Origin of the sequence: Nocardia vulneris, from assembly GCF_001613425.1 — a bacterium.
Classification (GTDB): domain Bacteria; phylum Actinomycetota; class Actinomycetes; order Mycobacteriales; family Mycobacteriaceae; genus Nocardia; species Nocardia vulneris.
Window position 1 is genome coordinate 70,742 of record NZ_BDCI01000021.1, and the last position, 22,295, is coordinate 93,036.

Sequence of the window (22,295 nt, forward strand, 5' to 3'; positions counted from 1 at the left end):
GCGTCAGATGGCCAGCCGCGCCAGCATGTCGCGCGCCTGCTCGGCCGACTTCGGGTCGCACAGCACGTCGTAGCGCCCGGCCACCAATTGCATGGTGGAGGCGAAGTCGCGCTGCCCCTTGGTCGCCGCGTACGGGATCGAGGTGGAGATGACACCGAAGATGATGCCGCCGACCAGACCGACCAGCAGCGGGCCGAACGCACCGTTGGTGGTGAACAGGCTCAGCAGCAGACCGAGGAACAGGCCGAGCCAGGCTCCGCTCACCACACCCCCGCCGATGACCTTGCCCCAGGTCAGCCGGTAGAGCACCCGCTCGACCTGCATCAGATCGACGCCGACGATGGTTACGTCCTGCACCGGGAACTGCCCGTCGGCGAGGAAATCGACCGCCTTCTGGGCCTCGGCATAGGTGGGATAGGAGCCGACCGGCCAGCCGGACGGCGGCGTCGGCAGGCCCTGCCGTCCGCGATTCGAGTTCCCCAAGGGATTCGTCATGTCTCTATTCTGCTATTCCGCCCGGTTTCCGGGTGGACTGAAACGCGTGGTCCGTGTCATTGCCGCGGCCCGGCCCTTGTCGGCGATCACCCGGGCCATCTTCGCGCTCGCCTCATCGATCATCTCGTCGCCGAGCATGACCGCGCCGCGGGCGCCGCCCTCGGCGGAGGTGTGATAGGCGTACGCGTCCAGGATCAGTTCGGCCCGGTCGTAATCGGATTGGCGCGGGCTGAAGATCTCGTTGGCCGCCGCGATCTGCCCGGGGTGCAGCACCCACTTGCCGTCGAACCCGAGCGCCGCGGTCCGTCCGGCGGCCCGCCGGAATCCGTCCACGTCGCGGATCTGCAGGTAGGGGCCGTCGATCGCCTGCAACCCGTGCGCGCGGGCGGTGAGCAGGATGGTCATCAGGATGTGGTGGTAGGCGTCGCCGGTGTCGTAGCCCTCCGGCTGCTCGCCGACCACCAGGGTGCGCATGTTGAGGCTGGCCATGAAGTCGGCGGGACCGAACACCAGCGCCTGCACCCGCGGGCTCGCGGTGGCGATCGCGTCGATATTGCGCAGGCCGAGCGCGTTCTCCAGCTGCGGCTCGATGCCGATCCGGCCCTCTTCCAGGCCGCACACCTTTTCCAGCTGGGTGAGCAGCAGATCGAGGGCGCGGACCTGACCGGCGTCGGTCACCTTGGGCAGCAGGATGGCGTCCAGGTGCGCGCCCGCCCCCTCGACCACCGTGATCACGTCCGCGTAGGTCCACGAAGTCGTCCAGTCGTTGACCCGGACCACGCGCAGTTGCGCGCCCCAGTCGGAATCGTTGAGCGCCGCCACGATATTCGCGCGCGCCTCGGCCTTGGCGGCGGGCGCGACGGCATCCTCCAGATCGAGGAACACCTCGTCGACGGGCAGCCCCTTGGCCTTGTCGATCATCTTCTTGCTGCTGCCGGGACAGGCGAGCACCGAGCGGCGCGGCTTCAAGATCACTCCCATCGATCGTGGCGCGGGTACGTCACCCGGCCGCGAACCTCTAGCCTGGCAGGCATGGCAGCTACCAGGGTGTACGTCGCCAGGCTGGCCGGCCTGGTGGTGTTGGGGCCGGACGGCGAGTCTATCGGCCGGGTCCGCGACGTCGTCGTGGCCATCCGCTACGACCGCCAGCAGCCCCGGGTGCACGGCCTCGTCGTCGAATTACCCACCCGGCGCCGCATTTTCGTGCCCATGCTGCGGGTCACCGCGATCGAGCCGGGAGTGGTCACGCTCAATACCGGCACGGTGAGCCTGCGCCGGTTCAATCAACGGCCGGGCGAGTTGCTCGCCCTCGCGCAGATCGTGGATTCGTCGGTGCGCGTGGAAGATCCCGACCTGCCCGACCTGGCGGGGGTGGACGTCTTCGTGGTCGATCTCGGCATCGAACTGACCCGCACCAGGGACTGGCGGGTGAACCGGGTCGCGGTGCGCGGGCATCGCAGGCTCGGCCGCCGCCGGACCGTGCACGTGGTGGACTGGATCCATGTCGCCGGGCTGACGCCCTACGAGATCGGCAGGCCGGGCCAGGACGTCACGCAGCTGCTGGAGCAGTTCGAGGGCATGCGGCCCGCCGACGTCGCGCACCTGCTGCGCGAACTGCCGGAGAAGCGACGGCTGGAGGTGGCCGTCGCGCTGGACGACGAACGCCTCGCCGATGTCGTGCAGGAGCTCCCCGACGACGAACAGGTCGCGCTGCTCGGCCGGCTGGAGGTGCGCCGGGCGGCCGACGTGCTGGAGGCGATGGACCCCGACGACGCGGCCGACCTGCTGGGCGAGCTGCCCGTCGGCGAGGCCGAATCGCTGCTGGCACTGATGGACCCGGAGGAGTCCGAACCGGTCCGCCGGCTGCTCGAGCATTCCCCGTACAGCGCGGGCGGTCTGATGACGCCCAAGCCGGTGATCCTGACCCCGTCCACCACGGTCGCCGAGGCGCTGGCCCGGGTGCGCAACCCGGACCTGACGCCCGCACTGGCCTCGATGGTGTTCGTGGTCCGCCCGCCGACCGCCACGCCGACGGGAAGATATCTGGGTTCGGTGCATATCCAGCAGCTGCTGCGGGAACCCCCGGCGCATCTGATCGGCGGCATCCTCGACGCCGACCTGGCTCCGCTGCGGCCCGACGTCCCGCTGACCGCGGTGACCCGCTACTTCGCGACCTACAACCTGGTCTGCGGGCCGGTGGTGGACGACGAGAACCATCTGCTCGGCGCGGTCAGCGTCGACGACGTGCTGGACCATCTGCTACCCGACGACTGGCGCGACCAGGAAGAGCTGCACGAGGGGATACCGGGACATGAGTGAAAAACCCGGCGGCGCCCGGCAACGGCTGGAGACACCGGTCGAAGGCCGGTTCCGGATCGACTGGGATGCCGAGGCGCTCGCGCGCAGCAGCGAACGCGTCGCCCGCTTCCTCGGCACCGGCCGCTACCTGGCCATTCAGACGATCGTCGTGGTTGTTTGGATCGCGTTAAATGTTTCGGTCGTCGCGTTGCGCTGGGATCCGTATCCCTTCATTCTGTTGAATCTGGCGTTCTCGACCCAGGCGGCCTACGCCGCGCCGTTGATCCTGCTGGCCCAGAACCGGCAGGACAATCGAGACCGGGTCTCGCTGGAGGAAGACCGGATGCGGGCCGCGCAGACCAAGGCGGACACCGAATTTCTCGCCCGCGAACTCGCCTCGCTGCGGATCGCGGTCGGCGAAGTGGCGACTCGCGACTATCTGCGCAGGGAATTGGAGGAGCTGAAGGAGATACTCGATCGGATCGAAGGCGCAGGCGCCGAGAAGCCTAGACGCAAGAAAAACTCCCCGCAAAAGCAGGCTCCGATCCCGGTTTCGCCGCCTGTAGCTGATGATTGACCGGGATTACGTAACAACTACCTGCTGGAAATGCGAACAACTACCTGACTGGTGGGTAACCTGGACAGCGTTGTCCTGAGCGGCGGCAGGCCAGGGACTGGGCGAGGACGGGAATCCGACCCTCGCGGGCACCCCACCGCAGCCGCTTCCACGACGTAGAGGATTGGTGTGGCCGAATGCGAATTTCTACCCCGATAACCGTCTCGGCCCTGGTCGTAGCTGGTCTTGTGGCCAGCGGCTCGGCCTCCAACCTCTCCTCCTCGAGCACCACGCCCAAAGCCCCGGAGGCTTTGTTGGCCGCGTCCACAAACCCAGCAAATTCCGGTAGCTCGGACAGCGCGAGCCAGACCGGTCTGTCTCGGACAGTCGGCCTGCTCCCGGTCACTCAGGACGTCCCCCGCAAACTTCGAGCTATGACACCATCCGCCAACGGCAGCGCGCCGTTCGCCGGGACGATCCCGCTGCAGGAGATCTCGCTCCCCCTGGTCGGCGGGGCGCTCGGCATTCCGGAGATCGTGCTCGCCGCGTACCGCAACGCCGAACTCGCGATGGAATCCTCCACCCCTGGTTGCGGGGTTTCCTGGAGCCTGCTGGCGGGCATCGGCCGGATCGAATCGGGTCACGCGGGCGGCGGTCGCACCGACGCCGCGGGCACCACGGTCACCCCGATCTACGGGCCCGCGCTGGACGGCACCCTGCCCGGCAACGAGATCATCAAGGCCGCCAGTGGCGGTTACGTGCGCGCGGTCGGACCCATGCAGTTCCTTCCCGGCACCTGGGCCCAGTACGCGGCCGACGGCAACGGTGACGGCGTCTCCGATCCCAACAATGTCTTCGACGCCGCGCTCGGCGCCGCCAAGTACCTCTGCTCCGGCGGGCTCGACCTGCGCGACCAGGCGCAGGAACTGCGCGCCGTGCTGCGCTACAACAACTCCACCGCCTACGCGGCGAACGTGCTCAGCTGGGCGGCGGCGTACCGGACCGGCGGCTCGCCGACCCAGGTGACCATCGCCCCCGACATCATCCCGCCGGGCAGCGCCCCGATCCAGGTGGCGGACATGCAGGCCGTCGACACCACGAAGGTGACCTACACGTCGCCGCGTTCGGCGCCGGAGACCACCGCCACCACCCCGGCCGCGCCGACGCCGACCGAGGTGATGATCAACATCCCCGGCCTGCCGCCGATCCCCTGCGGCATCTTCTGCCCGCCGCCGCCGAAGCCGCTCAATCCCTGTGACCCGGTGACTGTTCCGGCGCCGATGCCGCGCCCGGGCGACCCGGCCCCGACCGTCGCGGTGCCCGGCGCGCCCGAGCAGACCTTCGGCGCGGGCGTGGCAGCGCCCAAGGATCCGGCACACCCGGATCCGGCCGTGGACCCGGCGCACCCGGAACAGGCCGTCGCGCCGGTCGCACCGGTCTGCACGACGCCGCCCGTCGGCCCGGAGGCCCAGCAGCAGACCCAGGCGCCACAGCAGCAGGTGCAGGCGCCCGAGCAGGCCCAGCCGGGGCCGGACTCGGCGCCCACGGTCGCGGTCGAGTCCGCGCCCACAGTCGCGGGCGACCCGCCGCCCGCGCCGGCCCCCGCGGCCGCGCCGACCCAGCCGCCCGGCATCACGCTGCCGTTCGGTGTCGTGATCCCGTTGCCTGCCCCCCAAGGCTGAAAATACACATCGTGACAGGTCACGAAGGAGTAACAAACAGGTCTCGAATGCGGTAGCCTTCTCTTCGTCAGATCACGAAGGGCTCACACGAGCCATTGGAGGGTCACCGCACAGTGGGGCGTCACCGAAAACCACCGACTGTCACCATCCGGCGCAGTTCGGTTCTTGCTCTAACCGGTTTGGTTCCCGCTGGCCTCACGGCCGTCGGCGCCGCGTCCGATGTGGGAGACGGGACTCATGCCGCCGCGGCGGTCCAGCAGCTCCCGGGGGATGAGAACGCGCTGGGCGCCAAGCCCGGCGAGGAGCCGATCGAATTCGTCATGCACGCCATGGCACAGCAGCGGGTGGCACCGCCGCCGATCGTGAAAACCGTTGCGCTGCCGGAAGGTAGGCAGAAGGCGGACCTGCCCGCCGGGCCGATGGGCGTGCCGGGCATCGCGGTCGCCGCGTACCAGAACGCCGAGCGGGTACTCGGCGCCGAGAACCCCACGTGCAATATGCCGTGGACCATGCTGGCCGGCATCGGGCGGGTCGAGTCCACCCACGACTACGGCGGCAAGGCCGACGGGGACGGTAATTCGCTCGCCCCGGTCTACGGGCCCGTGCTCGACGGATCGCTCTACGGCAACAACGTGATTCGCGATTCCGACGACGGTGAGCTGGACGGCCTGGCCGGCTACGACCGCGCGATCGGGCCGATGCAGTTCCTGCCGCAGACGTGGAAGCACTACGCGGCCGACGGCAACGGTGACGGCATCGCCGATCCGCAGAACCTCTTCGACGCGGCACTGACCGCCGGAAAGTACCTGTGCGACGGCGGTTTGAACATGCGCGACCTGTCCCAGCAGTCCAAGGCGATCCTGCGCTACAACAACTCGATGGCCTACGTCGCGAACGTCATGGCCTGGGAGACCTCCTACGCCAACGGCGTCGCACCCCGGCCCGGGGACCTGCCCAAAATTTGACACGCCTAAAATTTCTGCCATGCCAGTAGTTACGGAATCGGATGTGCGGGGCGCCCTCGCGAAGGTCGACGATCCGGAGATCCGCAAGCCGATCACCGAACTGGGCATGGTGAAGAGCATCGCGATCGGCAGCGACAGCAATGTCCACGTCGAGATCTACCTGACCACGGCGGGCTGCCCGCTGCGCACCGAGATCACGCAGCGGGTCACCAAGGCGGTCGCCGATGTCGCCGGGGTCGGCGCGGTCACCGTCGAGCTGGACGTGATGAACGACGAGCAGCGCACCAACCTGCGCAAGCAGTTGCGCGGCGACTCGGCCGATCCGGTCATCCCCTTCGCCCAGCCCGGCTCGCTGACCAGGGTGTACGCCGTCGCGTCCGGTAAGGGCGGGGTCGGAAAGTCGAGCGTCACAGTCAATCTCGCCGCCGCCATGGCCGCCCGCGGCCTCTCGGTCGGCGTGCTCGACGCCGACATCTACGGGCACTCGATTCCGCGCATGCTCGGCACCGACGCCCGCCCGACCCAGGTCGAGAAGATGATCATGCCGCCGCAGGCGCACGGCGTGAAGATGATCTCGATCGCGCAATTCACCAAGGGCAACACGCCCGTGGTGTGGCGCGGTCCGATGCTGCACCGGGCGCTGCAGCAGTTCCTCGCCGATGTGTTCTGGGGCGATCTGGACGTGCTGCTGCTCGACCTGCCGCCCGGCACCGGCGATATCGCCATCTCGATCGCCCAGCTGATCCCCGGCGCGGAGATCCTGGTGGTCACCACCCCGCAGATCGCCGCCGCCGAGGTGGCCGAGCGGGCGGGCGCGATCGCGTTGCAGACCAGGCAGCGGATCGCCGGCGTGGTGGAGAACATGTCCTGGCTCGATCTGCCCGACGGCAGCCGGATGGAGCTCTACGGCGCCGGCGGCGGACAGGTGGTCGCCGAGCGGCTGACCCGCGCGGTCGGCGCCGAGGTGCCGCTGCTCGGTCAGATCCCGATCGAGCAGGCCGTGCGGGAAGCCGGCGATGAGGGCAACCCGATCGTGCTGCGCGATCCGGAGACCCCCGCCGCCAAGGCGCTGCTCGCGGTCGCCGACAAACTCGCGGTCCGGCGCCGCGGTCTCGCGGGCATGTCCCTCGGCATCGACACCACCCGGCATTTGTAAGCGCCGGTCTTTGTCGGTATCAGCACGAAGTCCGATTCCCGCGCGAGGACCCGTGCCGGGTGTCGGCGGGTGCCAATAAGCTTGCGGCATGCTCACGTTACTGCTGTACGTGTTGATCGTCGGTCTGGTGGCCGCGGTGCTGTTCCTGCTCGCCAGTGCGGTGTTCGGCCGGTCCGAGGAGCTGGGCCCGCTGCCGGAGGGGACCACCGCGACCGTGCTGCCCGCCGAGGGCATCAGCGGCGCCGACGTCCGCGCCCTGCGCTTCCAGCAGGTGGTGCGCGGCTACAAGACGGGCGAGGTGGACTGGGCGCTGGCCCGGCTGGCCGCCCGGATCGATGAATTGCAGCACCAGCTGGCCGAGGCGCAGGCCAACACCGGACGGTGGCAGACACCGGTCGCGCCCGAGCCGAAATGACCCGCCCCGCCGAGCCGGCCCGGGCCGAGGACGACGGCCGTGTCCGCTGCGCCTGGCCGCTGGAAACCCAGCTCTATCGCGACTACCACGATTACGAGTGGGGCAAGACGCTGCACGGCGACGACGCGCTGTTCGAGCGGCTGTGCCTGGAGGCGTTTCAATCGGGGCTGTCCTGGCTCACCATCCTGCGCAAGCGGCCCGCGTTCCGGGCGGCGTTCGCCGATTTCTCGATCGAGCGCGTCGCCGAGTTCGGCGACGCGGACGTGGCCCGGCTGCTCGCCGATCCGGGCATCGTCCGCAACCGGTTGAAGATCGACGCGGCGATCAGCAACGCCCGGGTTGCCAGGGAACTCGATAACGGACTGGACAAGCTGCTGTGGTCGTTCGCTCCGCCGCCCCGGCCGCGCCCCGCGACGGGTGCCGATGTGCCCGCCACCACACCCGAATCCGTAGCTCTGGCAAAAGAATTGAAGCGGAAAGGGTTCCGTTTCGTCGGCCCGACCACCGCCTACGCACTGATGCAGGCGACCGGGATGGTAGACGATCACCTGGCCGATTGCTGGGTCGGTAGCGAGGTGCCCGACACAGGCCGACCGGTCACTTTTTGAACTCAGGTATCCGTCCACATCCGCGATAGGGAAGAATGGGACGGGTGTAGCTCGCCAAATGCCGGCGAGCTCGCTGGTTGGTGACAACTGGAGTTCCAAGAAAGTGCGCAGCATATCGCGCAGATCTGGAGGGAGCAGAGGATGGCGGCCATGAAGCCCCGTACCGGGGACGGTCCCCTCGAGGCAACCAAGGAAGGGCGTGGAATCGTCATGCGGGTTCCACTCGAGGGTGGCGGGCGTCTGGTCGTCGAACTCACGCCGGACGAGGCCGCGGCACTCGGCGACGAACTGAAGAGTGTCACCAGCTAACCAGCAGGCACTCGATGAGGTGGCCGATCTGCTGGCCTGCCCGGAATGCGCGCTCGGCCTCGAGCCGCACGGCCGGGCGCTGCGCTGCGGACACGGGCACAGTTTCGACATTGCCAAGCAGGGCTATGTCAGCCTGCTGACGGGCGCCTCGACCAAGATGACCGGCGACACCGCGACCATGCTGGACGCGCGTGCCGCCTTTCAAGGTGGGGGACATTTCGCGCCGATTGCTGCCGCGACCGCAGCGGCGATCAGCCCGGACGAGGATGCGCCCGCGACGGTGCTGGAGGTAGGCGCGGGCACCGGCTACTACCTGGCCGGGGCACTCGACGCGGTGCCCGCGGCCCGGGGTATCGCGCTGGACGTGGCCAAGCCTGCCGCCCGGCGCTGTGCGCGCGCCCATCCGCGGGCCGCCGCGGTGCTGGCCGACGCCTGGCGTGGGTTACCCGTCCGCGACGGCACCTTGCGCGCGGTGCTGTCGGTATTCGCGCCGCGCAACCCGGCGGAGGTCGCGCGGGTGCTGGCCCGCGACGGCGTCTTCGTCGTCGTCACCCCGACCGAGCGCCACCTCGGCGAATTGATCGGCCCGCTCGCCATGGTGACCGTCGCTCCGGACAAGGACCGCAAACTCGACGCCGCGATGTCCGGCCATTTCACCGCCATCGACCGCCTGCTGGTCGAGTACCCGATGAAACTCGGCCACACCGACATAGCGAACGTCGTCGGCATGGGCCCGTCCGCACACCACGCCACCGCGGCACACTCCCCCGTCGCCACCCTCCCCGACCCCACCGAAGTCACCGCCTCGGTCCTGGTCTCCACCTACCGCCCGATGTAGTCATTACCCGCACGTCCCGCCCCGCAACGCTGTGCCTCGCGGCCGTCCGGGGCACTGCACGTCGCGACGCTGGGATTCGCGGTCACGCCGGGAGATCGTTTCGCACCGCTCGATGCGGGGCCGTAGCAGCGTGCAGGTTTCGTGGGTGGCCGCGCGGCAGGTCAGAGTTTGCGGACCTGGTCGTAGACCTGGACGGTGCGGGTCGCGATATGGGACCAGTCGAATTCGGCGATCGCGCGGGACCGGCCCGCCGCGCCGAATTCGGCGGCCAGCACCGGGTCGCCGGCGACCTCGTTGATCGCGGCGGCGAGGGCCTGTTCGTAAGCCTCGGGCGCGGCCGGGTCGTAGTGCACCAGGCGTCCGGTCGTGCCGTCGGCGACCACCTCGGGGATGCCGCCGACATCGGAGGCGACGACGGCGGTCGCGCACGCCATCGCCTCCAGGTTGACGATGCCCAGCGGCTCGTACACCGACGGGCAGACGAATACCGTGGCCGCCGCGAGAATCTGGCGGATCTGTTCGGTGGGCAGCATTTCGCGCACCCAGAAGACGTTGCCGCGCCGCCGCTGCAATTCCTCGACCGCGGCGGCCGTCTCGGCCTCCAGCTCCTTGGTGTCCGGCGCGCCCGCGCACAACACCAGCTGGATATCCGGATCGAAATCGCGGGCCGCGGCGAGCAGGTGCCCGACGCCCTTCTGCCGGGTGATCCGGCCGACGAACGCGACGATCGGCCGATCGGGTCGCACGCCGAGCACGGCCAGCACCGGCCGCGCGCCCGCCGCCACCGGTCCCGGGTACCAGACGCTCGCGTCGATCCCGTTGTGCACCACGTGCACCCGATCGGGGTCGACGGACGGGTAGGCGTCCAGCACGTCGTGGCGCATCCCCTCGCTCACCGCGATGATCGCATCCGCGTGCTCCACCGCATTGCGTTCCGACCAGGACGAGAGCCGGTAGCCGCCGCCGAGTTGCTCGGCCTTCCACGGCCGCCGTGGTTCGAGCGAATGCGCGGTCAGCACGTGCGGGATGCCGTAGAGGGTGGCCGCCAGATGTCCGGCCAAGCCGCTGTACCAAGTGTGCGAGTGCACGACGTCGACCTGGCCCGCGGCGTCGGCCATCCGCAACTGCGCCGACATCATCTGCAACGCGGCGTTGGCGGCGTAGAGCTGCGGATCCGGTTGGTGCACCACGGCATCGGTGCGCGCGACACCCATGCAGTGCACGGTCACATCGCATAGCCGGCGTAACTGCGCAGTCAACTGCGTCACATGCACCCCGGCGCCGCCGTACACCTCCGGCGGGTACTCCCGAGTCAGCATGGCGACCCGAAGCCGGTCCGGTGCGCCGGGTTCCACGGTCGACCTCCCGGTGTCCGTGCCGAAACTCACCCGCTTCAAAGTAGACGTTCAACTCCGCAGGGGCCACTCGCCCGCCGGTTACCCGGTAGTTTGGCAGGTGTGAGGAGCCAGCCGCACGTACTCGGGATCGTGCTCGCCGGTGGCGAGGGCAAGCGACTCTTTCCACTCACCGCGGACCGCGCGAAACCTGCGGTGCCCTTCGGTGGCGCGTATCGACTGATCGACTTCGTGCTCAGTAACCTGGTCAATGCCGGTTTTCTGCGATTATGCGTGCTGACCCAGTACAAGTCGCATTCGCTGGACCGCCATATCTCGCAGACCTGGCGGTTGTCCGGGTTCGGCGGCGAATACATCACCCCGGTGCCCGCGCAGCAGCGCCTCGGCCCCCGCTGGTACACCGGCAGCGCGGACGCGATCATGCAGTCGCTCAACCTGATTTTCGACGAGGACCCCGACTACATCGTGGTTTTCGGCGCCGACCACGTGTATCGGATGGATCCGGAACAGATGGTCGCCCACCACATCGACTCCGGCGCGGGTGTCACCGTCGCCGGTATCCGGGTGCCGCGCAGTGAGGCGAGTGCGTTCGGGTGCATCGACTCCGACGAGTCCGGCCGGATCACCCAGTTCCTGGAGAAGCCCGCGCACCCGCCGGGCACGCCCGACGACCCCAATGTCACTTTTGCGTCAATGGGCAACTATGTCTTCACCACCAAGGTGCTGGTGGATTCGATCAAAGCCGACGCCGACAACTCCGATTCCGATCACGACATGGGCGGCGACATCATTCCGTCGCTGGTCGCCTCGGGCCAGGCCAGTGTCTACGACTTCGCCGACAACGAGGTGCCCGGCGCGACCGAGCGCGACCGCGGCTACTGGCGCGACGTCGGCACCATCGACGCCTTCTACGACGCGCACATGGACCTGGTGTCGGTGCACCCCGTGTTCAACCTCTACAACCGGCACTGGCCGATTCGCGGTGCCGCCGAGAACCTGCCGCCCGCCAAATTCGCGCAGGGCGGGCTGGCGCAGGAGTGCATCGTCGGCGCGGGCAGCATCCTGTCGGCCGCCACCGTGCGCAATTCGGTGCTCAGTTCCAATGTCGTGGTCGACGACGGAGCGACCGTCGAGGGCAGCGTGCTGATGCCGGGTGTGCGGATCGGGCGGGGCGCGGTGGTCCGGCGGGCCATTCTGGACAAGAACGTGGTCGTCGGCGAGGGCGAGATCATCGGCGTCGATCTGGAGCGTGATCGCGAACGATTTGCTGTCAGCAACGGCGGCGTGGTCACGGTGGGCAAGGGCGTCTGGGTGTAGTGGACAGGCGGCCCGGTCCGACCCGAAAATATACCGATGATGAGGCGCGCTGACCGAGATCCCGCGCTCGACCATGTCCGAACGCTGGCAGCCTCGCTCGAAGTGCCGCGGCCGTGGCATCTGCCGACCTTCATCCGGCACATCGAGGAGTTGCTCGGCAAACCGATCACGCTCTCGCCCCAACCCGGGCTGACGGCGAGCGGGTTTCCGTGCGGCGTGGTCATCGAACGGCCCGACAAGGTGGTGGTCGCCTACGACGCGACGAGCTCGGGCTATCACACCGACCACATCGTGCTGCACGAGATCGCGCATCTGCTGCTCGACCACACCGGCTACGTATCGCAGCCCGCGCAGCGCCGCATGGTCGAGCAACTGTTCACCGAACTGGATGCCGACACCGTGCTGCGCGTGCTGGCTCGCACCGACTACGACGACGTGCTGGAAAGCCAAGCCGAACTCTTCGCCTCCCTGCTGATGTCCGAAACCGACACTCCGCGTTCCAGTTCCGTCCTCGGCCGAGCGATCTTCCGCCGCTGAGCTGAAGCCGGGGGGACCGTGGACTTCTTCTTGCCGACGGCGGTGACCCTGCCGATCGCCGTCTTCGCCTGGGTCTTGCTGGCGCTGCGGCTCGCTCGGTTTCGCGACACACTGGTCGACCGGCGCTACAACATCCTGCTCGCGATGCTCGCGGAGATCACTACCACGCACGAGCCGACCCTGCGGCAACTGCTCTCGGATCTGACCGGTGGCTTGCTGAGCAACGGCCTGATCTACCAGTTCGGTGCGATCGGCTTCATGTTCACCGTCGCCGCCAGCCTGCTGCTGGCGGCCGCGATGTTCGGGCACACGCAGCCGGCCGCGGTGGTCTACGGGCTGGCGGCGATTTCCAGTCTGGTGGCGCTGCGGCTCGACGGACTGGCGCACGGGCCGGACCCGGACGCGATGTACCTGCGTCCGGGGTGGGGCCAGCTCGGCTTCTGGCTCGCACTCGCGCCGATGACCTACTGGATGGTCGGCTACCTGGGCGGGGTGTGCGCGATCGAGATGCGCAAACGGCAGCACGACCGCCGCGAGCGCGCCATCCACGCCATGGTGCTCGGCACGGCCTGCTCGGTTTTCGCCGTCACCAGCCTGAATCTGGTCGCCGCGGTTCAGCGCGGCCTGGGCCGCCGGAACTGGCTGACGGACCTGCATCTGGTGATCGACCACAACGCCGTCTTCGTGCAGATGGTGCCGTTCTTCGGCATCGCCGCCGTGCCGGTACTGGCCTGGCTGATCGACGCGGCCGGGCTGGACCTGTGGTCGCGCCGTCGAAAGCGCTTGCTGCCCTTGTGGTTCGATCTCACCGCCGCCTGCCCCGAGATCGTGCATCGCGCCTCGACTCCGAACGGCCCACAGCGCAGCCGCTACTTCCTGCATCGCACCGTGATCGAGATCCGGGACAGCCTGCTCCTGCTCTCCCGCTACGCCTCCCCCACCCCGGCATCATTGCGCGCCGAGATCGCCGGGGCGGCGCGCAGCGATCCGGAACGCGCGGCCCTCGATCTGGCGGTCCGCATGGTGCGTGCTTGCGCAGCGAAGACCCGCGGCGACGCGCCGACCGGCACCCACTCGCTACAGCACAACGCAGGCAACAACCTGGCCGAGGAATCCGCCGAACTGGCCGCCGTCGCCGCCCAATGGTCCCGAGCCCGCGCGTTGGTCGGCGATGCCACGGCGACGAAGGCGACGTGACAGAAATTCGGGGTTCCGATTTATGGGGTCGATCAGGCGGTGCTCACTGTGGGACCGGGGTGGCGGTGCAGAAGGGGGCGCAGGGGCCGGGGGTGCGAGGGACGGTGCTCCTGGACGGGTCACCGAAATCGGCGGTGCTGACCAGATAGACCATCACGATCGCGGCGAGCAGGACCAAGGCGAAGGCGATCGTCGCGCCGCCCCAGTGGATCGGGCGGCGATCGTTGTCGTCGTTGTTGTTGTTCAAGAAGTAGTAGATCACTCGGGTCGCACCTCTTCCGCAGGCCCGGAACAGGCGGTACCGGCGCGGTACCGGTTCGTGCTGTGAGCAGCATGCGCCTCGGATCGCCACGGCGCTGCCGTTTCGCGCACCCGCGCCGGCGACGCGGTCGGTGACCGGCCCACCCCTCCCGGGTCGGTCACCGACGGGTGCCGAACGCCGACGGGGCGCGTTCGTGTCCGGCCTCCCTGCTCGAACACGAACACCCGAAGGCGAACCGGACATCGTACATCGAGGACCGGACTTCAGGACTGGTGATCCACGCCACAGCAGGTCAGGCAATACCCAGTGCGACAACCGAATTCAGCATCGGATCCCGCGCGGACCGGAGCGCGGAACTACCGGACGGGTGGTGCGGCAGGCGCCGTACAGAACGGTTCGCAAGGCCCGGGTGGTGGCGTCACTTTCGTCGGGCCGGTATCGAAATCGGTATTACTCACGACCACCATCACCAGGATCGCGGCCACTATGACGAAGCCGAAAATCAGCAGTGTCGGCCGCAGCCAACTGGACCGGCGTTCGGTCACCACATGGCCGACATGGCCGATTTCGAAATATTCGTACCCACGCATTGCTTTACCTCCGCCGCCAGGCTGATCGGGGTATACCCAGCGCCGGGCGGTGGAATCAGGAAATGCGAATCACGCAGTCACACAGCAACTGTCACGAACTGCGCGACACCTGGCAAGCAAGGCAAGCAGGCTAACCCCGTGAGGCGCAGAGCAATCCGTCACCGACCGGGATCAGCACGCTGGTGAGTTCCGGATCCTCGGCGATCGCCCGGGTCGCGGCGCGCACCGCCTGGGTGGCCGGATCACGCTGTGCCGCATCGGGTACCCGGCCGCCGAGCAACGCGTTGTGCAGCAGGATGGCGCCGCCTTCGCGCAGCAGCCGCACCGCTTGGCCGACGTACTGGGGATGCTCGAGCGGCGCGGCGTCGATGAACACCAGATCGTAGGCGCCGTCGGCGAGGCGGGGCAGCACGTCGAGCGCGCGGCCGTTGATCAACCGGGTGCGCGCGGGCGGGATCTCCGCGGCGCGGAAGGCCTCCTTGGCGGCGCGCTGATGCTCCGGCTCGGAGTCGATGGTGGTCAGCGTGCCGTCCTCGCGCATGCCGTCGAGCAGCCACAGGCCGCTGATGCCCGCCCCGGTGCCGACCTCGACCACCGCCTTGGCCCCGAGCAGCTGGGCGTACATGCTGAGCAGCGCGCCGACCGAGGGCGGCACCGGTACCGCTCCGAGCTCGGTGGCCCGTTCACGCGCGCTGACGAGGATCTCGTCTTCCACGACGGATTCCTCCACGTAGGCGAGATTTCGCTCCAAATTCGATGCCACGCCTATGAGGTTAGTGCTGGCCGCCGGTTATCGGCGTTCCGAACAACACGCCCCGCCGAGCAATCTGCGGGCCGATTTTTCTCAGGCAGCGCTCAGCATCTCCATACACAGGCCATATCAGGACAGGAAAGAGTAGGGGCAACGCAAGACCACTGACCGGATCGACGCGGGACGCGGGAACAACGACAGACAAGTTGTCGGTTGTATCCGTACGTAACGGTTCCTGGTCCGAAAGAGATTTCGGATCGGAGCGTGGTTCCGAGTTTACGGTCCCTAGTAGGAGGTAGCCCCATCCACATGGTCGATGCGGCGCGTGAGTACGCCACCCTGCCCGAGCAGATCCTGCCGATCGAGTCCGACGCCGCCGAGGCCGCCGACCTGACCGGTACCGCTGCTTTCGATGCCACCGGCGACCGGTCGGCGATGCCGTCCTGGGACGATCTGGTCCGCGAACACGCCGACCGGGTCTATCGCCTGGCCTACCGTCTTTCCGGCGACGCGCAGGACGCCGAGGACCTCACCCAGGAAACGTTCATCCGGGTGTTCCGCTCGCTGTCCAATTACCAGCCGGGCACCTTCGAGGGCTGGCTGCACCGCATCACCACGAACCTGTTCCTGGACATGGTCCGGCGCCGCAATCGCATCCGGATGGAAGCACTGCCCGAGGATTACGATCGGGTGCCCTCCGAGGGCCCCGACCCGGAACAGGCCTACCACGACGCCCGACTCGATCCGGACCTGCAATCCGCCCTGGATTCGCTGGCGCCGGAATTCCGCGCCGCGGTGGTGCTGTGTGACATCGAAGGGCTGTCCTACGAGGAGATCGGCGCTACGCTCGGGGTGAAACTCGGCACCGTGCGCAGCCGGATTCACCGTGGGCGGCAGGCATTGCGTGACCACCTTGCGCATAATGGAAGTGAGCAGCGGTTCGCCGCTGAAGCGAATATCGGGTGAGCCGGACAACGCCGGCATCGCCCTACGGATCGGATGATGTCGGTTGGAAGGGTGAACACCGAATGAGTGGCGACTCCAGTACGCCCGGTCGTCGTCCGCCTCGATTCCGTCCCACCGAGCATCTGGCCAGCGAGGCGATCGCGGCCTATGTGGACGGCGAGTTGCGGATGAACGCCTATCTGCGTGCCGCCCAACATCTTTCCCAGTGCCCGGAGTGCGCGGCCGAGGTCGATGCGCAGCAGCAGGCCCGGATCGCGCTGCGCCAGTCCGGCCCGATCCAGTTGCCGACCGGCTTGCACGACAGCCTGAACCGTATTCCGCTGGCCGAATTGCCGGGCGGCGCGACGAATCAATCCACCAACGGTTCCCACGCGACTCCGCGCAACGAGGCAGTTTTCGGATTCCTGACCGATTCGTTCACCGCGACCAAGTGGACTACGTGGTGGCGCAAGTAGAGTTTGGGCCGTGACGACGGAATCGACGAATACCGGATCGCCCGAGACCCCGGATCGCGTCCAGGGCAGGCAATCGGATTCGGCGCCCAGGGGTAACCTGCGGCCGCCGGACGCGCCCGTACTCGGTCCGCGCCCGGTTTATCGTCCGCATGTCGACACGCATACCGCCCGCGCCTTCCGCAGGCCGTCCGGGCAGTCGGGTTCGTTCGCCGAACCGCTGCCCCGGGGCGCCGCTCCGGTCGCGGGCGCGGATCTGCAGAACCGTCCGCCGGACGCGGTGCTGGCCGAGGCTTTCGGCCGCCCGGAGGGCTCCACCGAACTGTTGCAGCGCGACCCCGACGCGGCCGAGGGCACCGCGACCGTCGCGGGCCCGGTCGATCCGTGGCGTGATCCCACCGCTGCCGCACGGCTGGGCGCTCCCGCAGTGCCGACCCCCACCGCCGAACCACTGCCGCAGGCGCGGCGGCTGAGCGCCCGCGAGGTACTTTTCGGCTCCCGGGTCGCACCCAAGGCGCTGGCTCTGCTCGCCGTCCTCGCGCTCGCGGTCGGTGTGCTCGGCGGCCTCGTCGGCAGGCTGACCGCCGAGCAGGCTTCGACGCTCACCTCGCGCAAGGTCACGCTGGAGCAGAGCGCCGACACCGAGCAACCGCACAGCCAGATCGCCAAGGTGGCCAACGCGGTGCTGCCGTCGGTGGTATCCATCCGGGTCACCGTCGGCGACAACGGCGCGACCGGTTCCGGCGTGGTGATCGACGGCCAGGGTTTCATCACCACCAACAACCACGTGGTGTCGATGGCCGCCCAGGACAAGACCAACCGGGCCACCATCCAGGTCACCTTCTCCGACGGCACGAAGGTGCCCGCGCAGATCGTGGGCCGGGATCCGAAGACCGATCTCGCGGTGCTCAAGGTCGACGTCAAGAACCTCACCGTGGCCAAGCTCGGCAAGTCCGACAACATCCAGGTCGGCGACGAGGTGCTGGCCATCGGCTCGCCGCTCGGGCTGAGCAAGACGGTCACCTCCGGCATCGTCAGTGCGCTGCACCGCCCCGTCGCCCTCGAGGGCGAGGGCAGCGATACCAAAGCCGTGATCGACGCGGTGCAGACCGACGCCTCGATCAACCCCGGCAACTCCGGCGGCGCACTGGTCGACATGGAGGGCCGGCTCGTCGGCATCAACACCGCGATCCGCAGCGAATCCGGCGGCTCGGTCGGCCTCGGCTTCGCGATCCCGATCGATCAGGTGACGAACGTGGCGCAGACCCTGATCCGCGACGGCGTCATGCATCACGCGCAGCTCGGCGTCAGCGCGCAGACCAAGAACGTGGCCAACGAGGTGATGTCCGGCGCCCGGGTCGCCGATGTCACGCCCGGCAGCCCGGCGGCGAAGGCCGGCATCGTCGAGGGCGATGTCATCGTCAAGGTCGGCGATCGCGAGGTGACCTCGCGCGACGAGCTGGTTCTCGCCGTGCAGCTGAACAAGATCGGCGACACCGTGACCGTCCAGCTGATCCGCGACGGCAGGCGGGTCGACGTGCCGGTCACCTTGCAGTCGGACTGATCCCACAGGCGGCGACCCAGACCATGGAACTGTGAATCTTCCAGTACCGCACGGCGTCCGCCGCATGAGTCTCCCCAGTTCACCCAGGGTCCTGTGAGATAGGTCTCACCGCTTCGGCGGGTGACGATCAACGCGTTGTCGTTGCGGGCATCGTGCGGGCAGTCGTCGTCGCGGCGGCTGCCCGCAGTTCGATCGGGGTCGCGCGGGCCGGATCCGCGGGTTCCCCAGCGGTGAATCCGACTGAGCCGCTGGTCGGGTGGCCGGGTAGCCTGGAAACGTGTTCAGCAACATCGGCTGGAGCGAGATGATGATCTTGCTCGTCGCCGCCCTCGTGATCCTCGGACCGGAGCGACTGCCCGGCGCGGTTCGCTGGACCACGCGCAGCCTGCGCCAGGTGCGCGACTACGCCAGCGGCGCCACCGCGCAGCTGAAGGACGAACTCGGCCCGGAATTCGAGGACCTGCGCAAGCCGCTGGCCGATCTGAACGAACTGCGCGGTATGACTCCGCGCTCGATGGTCACCAAACACCTTCTCAACGGCGACGATTCGATCCTGAAGAATCTGGAGAGCGCGCTGCCCGACAAGAAGGACATCTACGGCACCGGCGGCGCGATGCCGGACTATCCGATGCCGAAGCTGGAAAAACCGTTGGAGCGCAACGAGCGTCCGCCGATCGATACCGACGCCACCTGACGCCCAGAAGATCATCGAACTGGCCCATACGAGTCACGAGTAGGGCTCAGTGTCAAGAAAGCTAAACACCTTGGCGTGTCCAGCTGTCTAGACTTCGCACATGTCGGCCGATGACGTGGCGCGAGTTTTCGCGATCGAAGACAAGGTCGAGCGTTTGAAGGCGGCCACCGATGGGGTGGCGGCGGCCCAGCAGACGATCAACGAACTCACCAGGATTCGCCGTGCCGTGATCCGGGAACTCCACGCCGAAGGCTGGACGTTCGCGAGAATCGGTGCGGCAGCCGGGCTTTCCCGCGCCCGAATCCATCAGGTCAGCACCCAGGGGCCCGCACCGGAAGGTTTGTTCTTCGGGCACGGGACGCTGACCGTGCTGGTGCCGGAGGTGCGGGCGGGCCGGGTGATCGGCGCGCCCGATCCGGCGGCGCCGCACCGGCTGGTCGAACTGCTCCGCGAACTCGGTTTCACCGCTTCGATCGAACACTTCCTGCCGGGCAGGCCGGTCGACCTGAGTCGCGATGGCCTGATCGTGCTCGGCGGGCCCGAGCTGTCCCCCAGCCTGCGCCAGCTCATCGCGGCGGACCCGCGGTTGCGCCGGGCCGTGGCCCGCGCGGGCGACGCGCGGCGCGGGATCGAGGACCGCGCGGCCCGGCGGGTCTATCGGCCCGGCGGGCCCGACCCCCACGACATCGCGTATCTGGCTCGATTGCCGCGGCCGGACGGGCGCGGCACGGTGCTGATGATCGACGGCATGCACCCGCCGGGTTCGCTCGGTGCCATCCGTTTGCTCGCGACCCGATTGGCGACGCTGCACGAACGCGCCGCGACCCATTTGTTCTCGGTGCTCGTCGCCTGCCGGTTCGACCGTGCGACCGGTGAGCCGCTGGAGGCCGAACTGCTCACCCCGGTGTACCGCCACGACCCCGAAACCCGTTTGCCCGCACCGGGTCTGCGCCGCTGACCGCGACCCGTCCGGCCGCCGAAGCGACCGTGGCCTGATACCTGCGCGCCCGCAGATGTGGCACAGGTCACGCCGCTCTTCCATTCGGGAATTCTCGATGCGATGGTTGAATAGCTAGAAGATAACTATGCGTTGATAGGTGAAGTTCCGATGAGTGTTCCAGGTTCGTTTGCAGCCAGTTCCGCACCGACGGTTCGCACGGTGCGGCGCGATCCGCAGGCTCCGATGAGTCCGGCCGCCGTCGATGCGACCGAACCGACCATCACCACCCATCGGGTCACCTACAGCGATCGGCTGAAACTGTTCGTCGGCGCGGGCGAAACGATCGAGAGCTACCTGCGCCCGCTCCGCAGGCTCGACGGTCACCACCGCTACTCGGTGCAGCTGACCCGACTGCCCGACGCTATGCGCTCCACCGAGATCAGCCCGGCGATCAGCGCCGCGCCGGGCGCGAACTACCTGTTGTGCACCGGCTCCGCCGATGCGGTGGTCGTCGAACTCTGCCACACCGTCGACGCCGTCACCCGGCGGTTCACCGTCGGCCGGACGGGCAGCCGAGACGGCGAGCCCGGCATCTGCGTCCAGGTGCCCGACAGTGTGCCCGCACCATGGATCTACCCGGACGAAGTGTGGACGGCCGAGGAAACCGCCGCGATCTTCGCGAACTATTTCCGCACCGGCACGGTCCCGACCGGTCTGGTGCTCCGCGAAACGACCGACTGACGCGTCAACCGAGGAGGCAGTGATGAACCCGCTCATCATCGTCGGCGGCACCGTACTGGTGTTCGGCCTGCTCGTCCTTGTCGTGACCGTCCTGCGCAGACCCACCGCACCGTACGGCCAACTCACCGTCGCCGCCCTACAGGCGCGACTCGCCGAGGAGAACTCGCCGAGCGCGCAGGAGGCCGAGGAACGACTCGTCGAGTTGCCGGTCCCCGAGGCGTTGCAAGAATCCTCCTGATCGCGGGCCCATAGCGCAGCGTCGATATCCCAGCGCAGCGTCAATGGCCCAGCGCAGCGTCAACGGCCCAGCGCAGCGTCATTTCCCAGCGCAGCGTCGATGTCCAGGCGCAGCGTCGATGGCCCGGCGCGGCGCAAACCGCAGGGCGAACCGCGTACGCGGCTACATAGCTTTCGGATAGCTACCCTGAGTAGTACGGCGGCAACACTGCCGTCGCTCAGCTCGAGGGAGGTACGTGCCGATGCGCGCAATGCTCGAGCAACTCATCGCTTCACTGGCGCAAGGCCCGGTGGCACTGGCCCGGGTCGTCGATACCACCGGTCCCGGTCCGCGTGAGCTGGGCGCCGCGATGATCGTCACCGACGCCGGTGCGGTTCTCGGGTCCGTCTCGGGTGGCTGCGTCGAGGCGGCCGTCGTCGAATCCGCCCGGCAGGTGCTCGACACCGGTCAACCGGTGACCGACCGGTTCGGCTATGCCGACGGTGACGGCCTCGCGGTCGGCTTGACCTGTGGTGGCGAGATCGAGGTGTTCGTCGAGCCGGTCGGTCGCGACCTGATCCCGATCCTTACCCGGCTGCGACAGGACCTCGAGTCGGGCACGCCGGTCGCGTTGGCCACCCGGATGGACGCGGCCGGTGCGTGGCAGCTGGTGTACTCGGACAGCGCCGAACCGTGGCACGGGGTGGACCGGGACGCCCGCGCACTGCTCGACGCCGGCCGCAGCGGATTGGTCGGCGCGGACGAGTGCGAGGTGCACAGCTCGCCGCGACCGCGGGTGTTCGTCCAGGTCTTCGCCGCGCCCGCCCGCATGATCCTGGCCGGTGCCAACGATTTCGTCCGGGCGCTCAGCCGCACCGGCAGGCAACTCGGCTATCGGGTCACCGTGGTGGACGCACGCGAAACCTTCGCCACCGCAGCCCGATTCCCGGCCGCGCACGAGGTCGTCGTCGACTGGCCGCACCGCTATCTGCGCGCCGAGCACGAGGCCGGGCGGGTCGACGGCCGCACCGTGGTCTGTGTGCTCACCCACGACACCAAGTTCGACGTGCCGACCATCGCGGCCGCACTGGACCTCGACGACCTCGGTTTCGTCGGCGCCCTCGGTTCCCGGCGCACCCACGCCGAACGCACCGAGCGACTACGCGCGGCCGGAGTCACCGAGCGCCGCCTGGCCCGCCTGAAGAGCCCACTCGGCCTCGACCTCAACGCGCGCACCCCCGACGAGACCGCGATCTCCATCGCCGCCCAGATCCTCGCCGAACGCAGCGCCGCCTCAGCCCGCCCGCTCGACCGCCTCGACGGCCCCATCCACCACTGACCGGGACATCCACCGCCCGGATGAATCCCGAAGTGCCGGTGTCCGGTTCGC

At 68.4% G+C, this 22,295-nt stretch carries 26 protein-coding genes; 20 read left to right on the forward strand and 6 right to left on the reverse strand.

All coding sequences use genetic code 11. The annotated features are described in order from the left end of the window. Positions 1–3 precede the first annotated feature (3 nt). Together NVU01S_RS22340 and NVU01S_RS22345 are read right to left on the reverse strand one after the other, a co-directional pair. Positions 4–495, reverse strand: a complete 492-nt coding sequence (locus NVU01S_RS22340) for a YflT domain-containing protein (protein WP_014987935.1) — start codon at positions 493–495, stop codon at positions 4–6. A gap of 12 nt (positions 496–507) precedes the next feature. Then, a complete protein-coding gene (locus NVU01S_RS22345; protein ID WP_422395094.1) occupies positions 508–1,464 on the reverse strand; it encodes an HpcH/HpaI aldolase/citrate lyase family protein in 957 nt (318 codons plus the stop codon). A gap of 63 nt (positions 1,465–1,527) precedes the next feature. Between NVU01S_RS22345 and NVU01S_RS22350 the strand changes: the two genes are divergently transcribed. From NVU01S_RS22350 to NVU01S_RS22385, 9 genes are all read left to right on the forward strand, one after another. After that, a complete protein-coding gene (locus NVU01S_RS22350) occupies positions 1,528–2,814 on the forward strand; it encodes a magnesium transporter MgtE N-terminal domain-containing protein (protein ID WP_043665894.1) in 1,287 nt (428 codons plus the stop codon). Then, positions 2,807–3,370 (forward strand): DUF1003 domain-containing protein, encoded by a 564-nt coding sequence (locus NVU01S_RS22355; RefSeq protein ID WP_043665897.1) that lies wholly within the window; start codon positions 2,807–2,809, stop codon positions 3,368–3,370. Before NVU01S_RS22350 ends, NVU01S_RS22355 begins: the two co-directional genes overlap by 8 nt. A 413-nt stretch (positions 3,371–3,783) precedes the next feature. Beyond that, positions 3,784–5,031 carry a lytic transglycosylase domain-containing protein gene (locus NVU01S_RS22360; RefSeq protein ID WP_082031892.1) on the forward strand — a complete coding sequence of 416 codons (1,248 nt, stop codon included), beginning with the start codon at positions 3,784–3,786 and terminating at the stop codon, positions 5,029–5,031. Between the two features lie 113 nt (positions 5,032–5,144). After that, positions 5,145–5,996 (forward strand): lytic transglycosylase domain-containing protein, encoded by an 852-nt coding sequence (locus tag NVU01S_RS22365; protein WP_043665902.1) that lies wholly within the window; start codon positions 5,145–5,147, stop codon positions 5,994–5,996. 19 nt (positions 5,997–6,015) lie between these two features. Beyond that, positions 6,016–7,152: an Mrp/NBP35 family ATP-binding protein gene (locus tag NVU01S_RS22370; RefSeq protein WP_014987941.1), complete on the forward strand. Its 1,137-nt coding sequence runs from the start codon at positions 6,016–6,018 to the stop codon at positions 7,150–7,152. An 88-nt stretch (positions 7,153–7,240) separates the two neighbouring features. Next, the gene (locus NVU01S_RS22375; protein ID WP_043665904.1) at positions 7,241–7,567 is read left to right on the forward strand and encodes a DivIVA domain-containing protein; all 327 of its coding nucleotides are present in this window, start codon (positions 7,241–7,243) and stop codon (positions 7,565–7,567) included. Next, the gene (locus tag NVU01S_RS22380; protein WP_043665906.1) at positions 7,564–8,175 is read left to right on the forward strand and encodes a DNA-3-methyladenine glycosylase I; all 612 of its coding nucleotides are present in this window, start codon (positions 7,564–7,566) and stop codon (positions 8,173–8,175) included. The genes NVU01S_RS22375 and NVU01S_RS22380 overlap by 4 nt, the downstream gene beginning before the upstream one ends. Before the next feature lie 141 nt (positions 8,176–8,316). Then, on the forward strand, positions 8,317–8,484 hold the full coding sequence (locus NVU01S_RS42610) for a DUF3117 domain-containing protein (protein WP_011211259.1): 168 nt from the start codon (positions 8,317–8,319) through the stop codon (positions 8,482–8,484). After that, positions 8,471–9,322, forward strand: coding sequence for a putative RNA methyltransferase (locus NVU01S_RS22385; RefSeq protein WP_043665909.1), 852 nt, complete (start codon positions 8,471–8,473; stop codon positions 9,320–9,322). The genes NVU01S_RS42610 and NVU01S_RS22385 overlap by 14 nt, the downstream gene beginning before the upstream one ends. Positions 9,323–9,483: 161 nt before the next feature. Here the strand turns inward: NVU01S_RS22385 and glgA are convergent, their stop codons facing one another. Further along, positions 9,484–10,641 (reverse strand): glycogen synthase, encoded by a 1,158-nt coding sequence (gene glgA, locus NVU01S_RS22390; protein WP_043666238.1) that lies wholly within the window; start codon positions 10,639–10,641, stop codon positions 9,484–9,486. Positions 10,642–10,779: 138 nt separating this feature from the next. Here glgA and glgC point away from each other — a divergent pair, with 138 nt between their 5' ends. Genes glgC through NVU01S_RS22405 form a run of 3 tightly spaced genes read left to right on the forward strand, consistent with a single transcriptional unit; the run spans position 10,780 to position 13,728 of the window. Further along, the gene (gene glgC, locus NVU01S_RS22395; protein WP_042256782.1) at positions 10,780–11,994 is read left to right on the forward strand and encodes a glucose-1-phosphate adenylyltransferase; all 1,215 of its coding nucleotides are present in this window, start codon (positions 10,780–10,782) and stop codon (positions 11,992–11,994) included. Positions 11,995–12,030: 36 nt separating this feature from the next. Then, positions 12,031–12,531 carry a hypothetical protein gene (locus tag NVU01S_RS22400; RefSeq protein WP_052280280.1) on the forward strand — a complete coding sequence of 167 codons (501 nt, stop codon included), beginning with the start codon at positions 12,031–12,033 and terminating at the stop codon, positions 12,529–12,531. Between the two features lie 18 nt (positions 12,532–12,549). Next, complete coding sequence (locus NVU01S_RS22405; protein ID WP_043665913.1) at positions 12,550–13,728, forward strand: DUF6545 domain-containing protein; 1,179 nt, start codon at positions 12,550–12,552, stop codon at positions 13,726–13,728. 43 nt (positions 13,729–13,771) lie between these two features. Here the strand turns inward: NVU01S_RS22405 and NVU01S_RS22410 are convergent, their stop codons facing one another. The 3 genes from NVU01S_RS22410 to NVU01S_RS22420 all read right to left on the reverse strand — a co-directional run bounded on the left by NVU01S_RS22410 (position 13,772) and on the right by NVU01S_RS22420 (position 15,343). Next, positions 13,772–13,990: a hypothetical protein gene (locus NVU01S_RS22410; protein ID WP_043665916.1), complete on the reverse strand. Its 219-nt coding sequence runs from the start codon at positions 13,988–13,990 to the stop codon at positions 13,772–13,774. Between the two features lie 356 nt (positions 13,991–14,346). Continuing rightward, complete coding sequence (locus NVU01S_RS22415) at positions 14,347–14,580, reverse strand: hypothetical protein (protein WP_043665917.1); 234 nt, start codon at positions 14,578–14,580, stop codon at positions 14,347–14,349. Between the two features lie 130 nt (positions 14,581–14,710). Beyond that, entirely contained in the window at positions 14,711–15,343 is a 633-nt protein-coding gene (locus NVU01S_RS22420) for an O-methyltransferase (RefSeq protein WP_370466187.1), read from the reverse strand. Between the two features lie 297 nt (positions 15,344–15,640). Here NVU01S_RS22420 and sigE point away from each other — a divergent pair, with 297 nt between their 5' ends. The 8 genes from sigE (at position 15,641) to NVU01S_RS22460 (ending at position 22,244) form a co-directional block, all read left to right on the forward strand. Further along, a complete protein-coding gene (gene sigE, locus NVU01S_RS22425) occupies positions 15,641–16,297 on the forward strand; it encodes an RNA polymerase sigma factor SigE (RefSeq protein ID WP_014987952.1) in 657 nt (218 codons plus the stop codon). Positions 16,298–16,359: 62 nt separating this feature from the next. Next, positions 16,360–16,752: a zf-HC2 domain-containing protein gene (locus NVU01S_RS22430; protein WP_043665922.1), complete on the forward strand. Its 393-nt coding sequence runs from the start codon at positions 16,360–16,362 to the stop codon at positions 16,750–16,752. A 10-nt stretch (positions 16,753–16,762) separates the two neighbouring features. Further along, positions 16,763–18,313: a S1C family serine protease gene (locus NVU01S_RS22435; protein WP_082031893.1), complete on the forward strand. Its 1,551-nt coding sequence runs from the start codon at positions 16,763–16,765 to the stop codon at positions 18,311–18,313. Between the two features lie 277 nt (positions 18,314–18,590). Continuing rightward, positions 18,591–19,007 carry a Sec-independent protein translocase protein TatB gene (tatB, locus tag NVU01S_RS22440; RefSeq protein ID WP_014987955.1) on the forward strand — a complete coding sequence of 139 codons (417 nt, stop codon included), beginning with the start codon at positions 18,591–18,593 and terminating at the stop codon, positions 19,005–19,007. A 100-nt stretch (positions 19,008–19,107) separates the two neighbouring features. Next, on the forward strand, positions 19,108–19,965 hold the full coding sequence (locus NVU01S_RS22445) for a hypothetical protein (RefSeq protein WP_014987956.1): 858 nt from the start codon (positions 19,108–19,110) through the stop codon (positions 19,963–19,965). A gap of 150 nt (positions 19,966–20,115) precedes the next feature. Further along, entirely contained in the window at positions 20,116–20,688 is a 573-nt protein-coding gene (locus tag NVU01S_RS22450; protein ID WP_156161453.1) for a hypothetical protein, read from the forward strand. A 22-nt stretch (positions 20,689–20,710) separates the two neighbouring features. Next, positions 20,711–20,926 carry a hypothetical protein gene (locus NVU01S_RS22455; RefSeq protein WP_043665927.1) on the forward strand — a complete coding sequence of 72 codons (216 nt, stop codon included), beginning with the start codon at positions 20,711–20,713 and terminating at the stop codon, positions 20,924–20,926. 241 nt (positions 20,927–21,167) lie between these two features. After that, a complete protein-coding gene (locus NVU01S_RS22460; protein WP_043665929.1) occupies positions 21,168–22,244 on the forward strand; it encodes an XdhC family protein in 1,077 nt (358 codons plus the stop codon). The last annotated feature ends 51 nt before the right edge of the window (positions 22,245–22,295 follow it).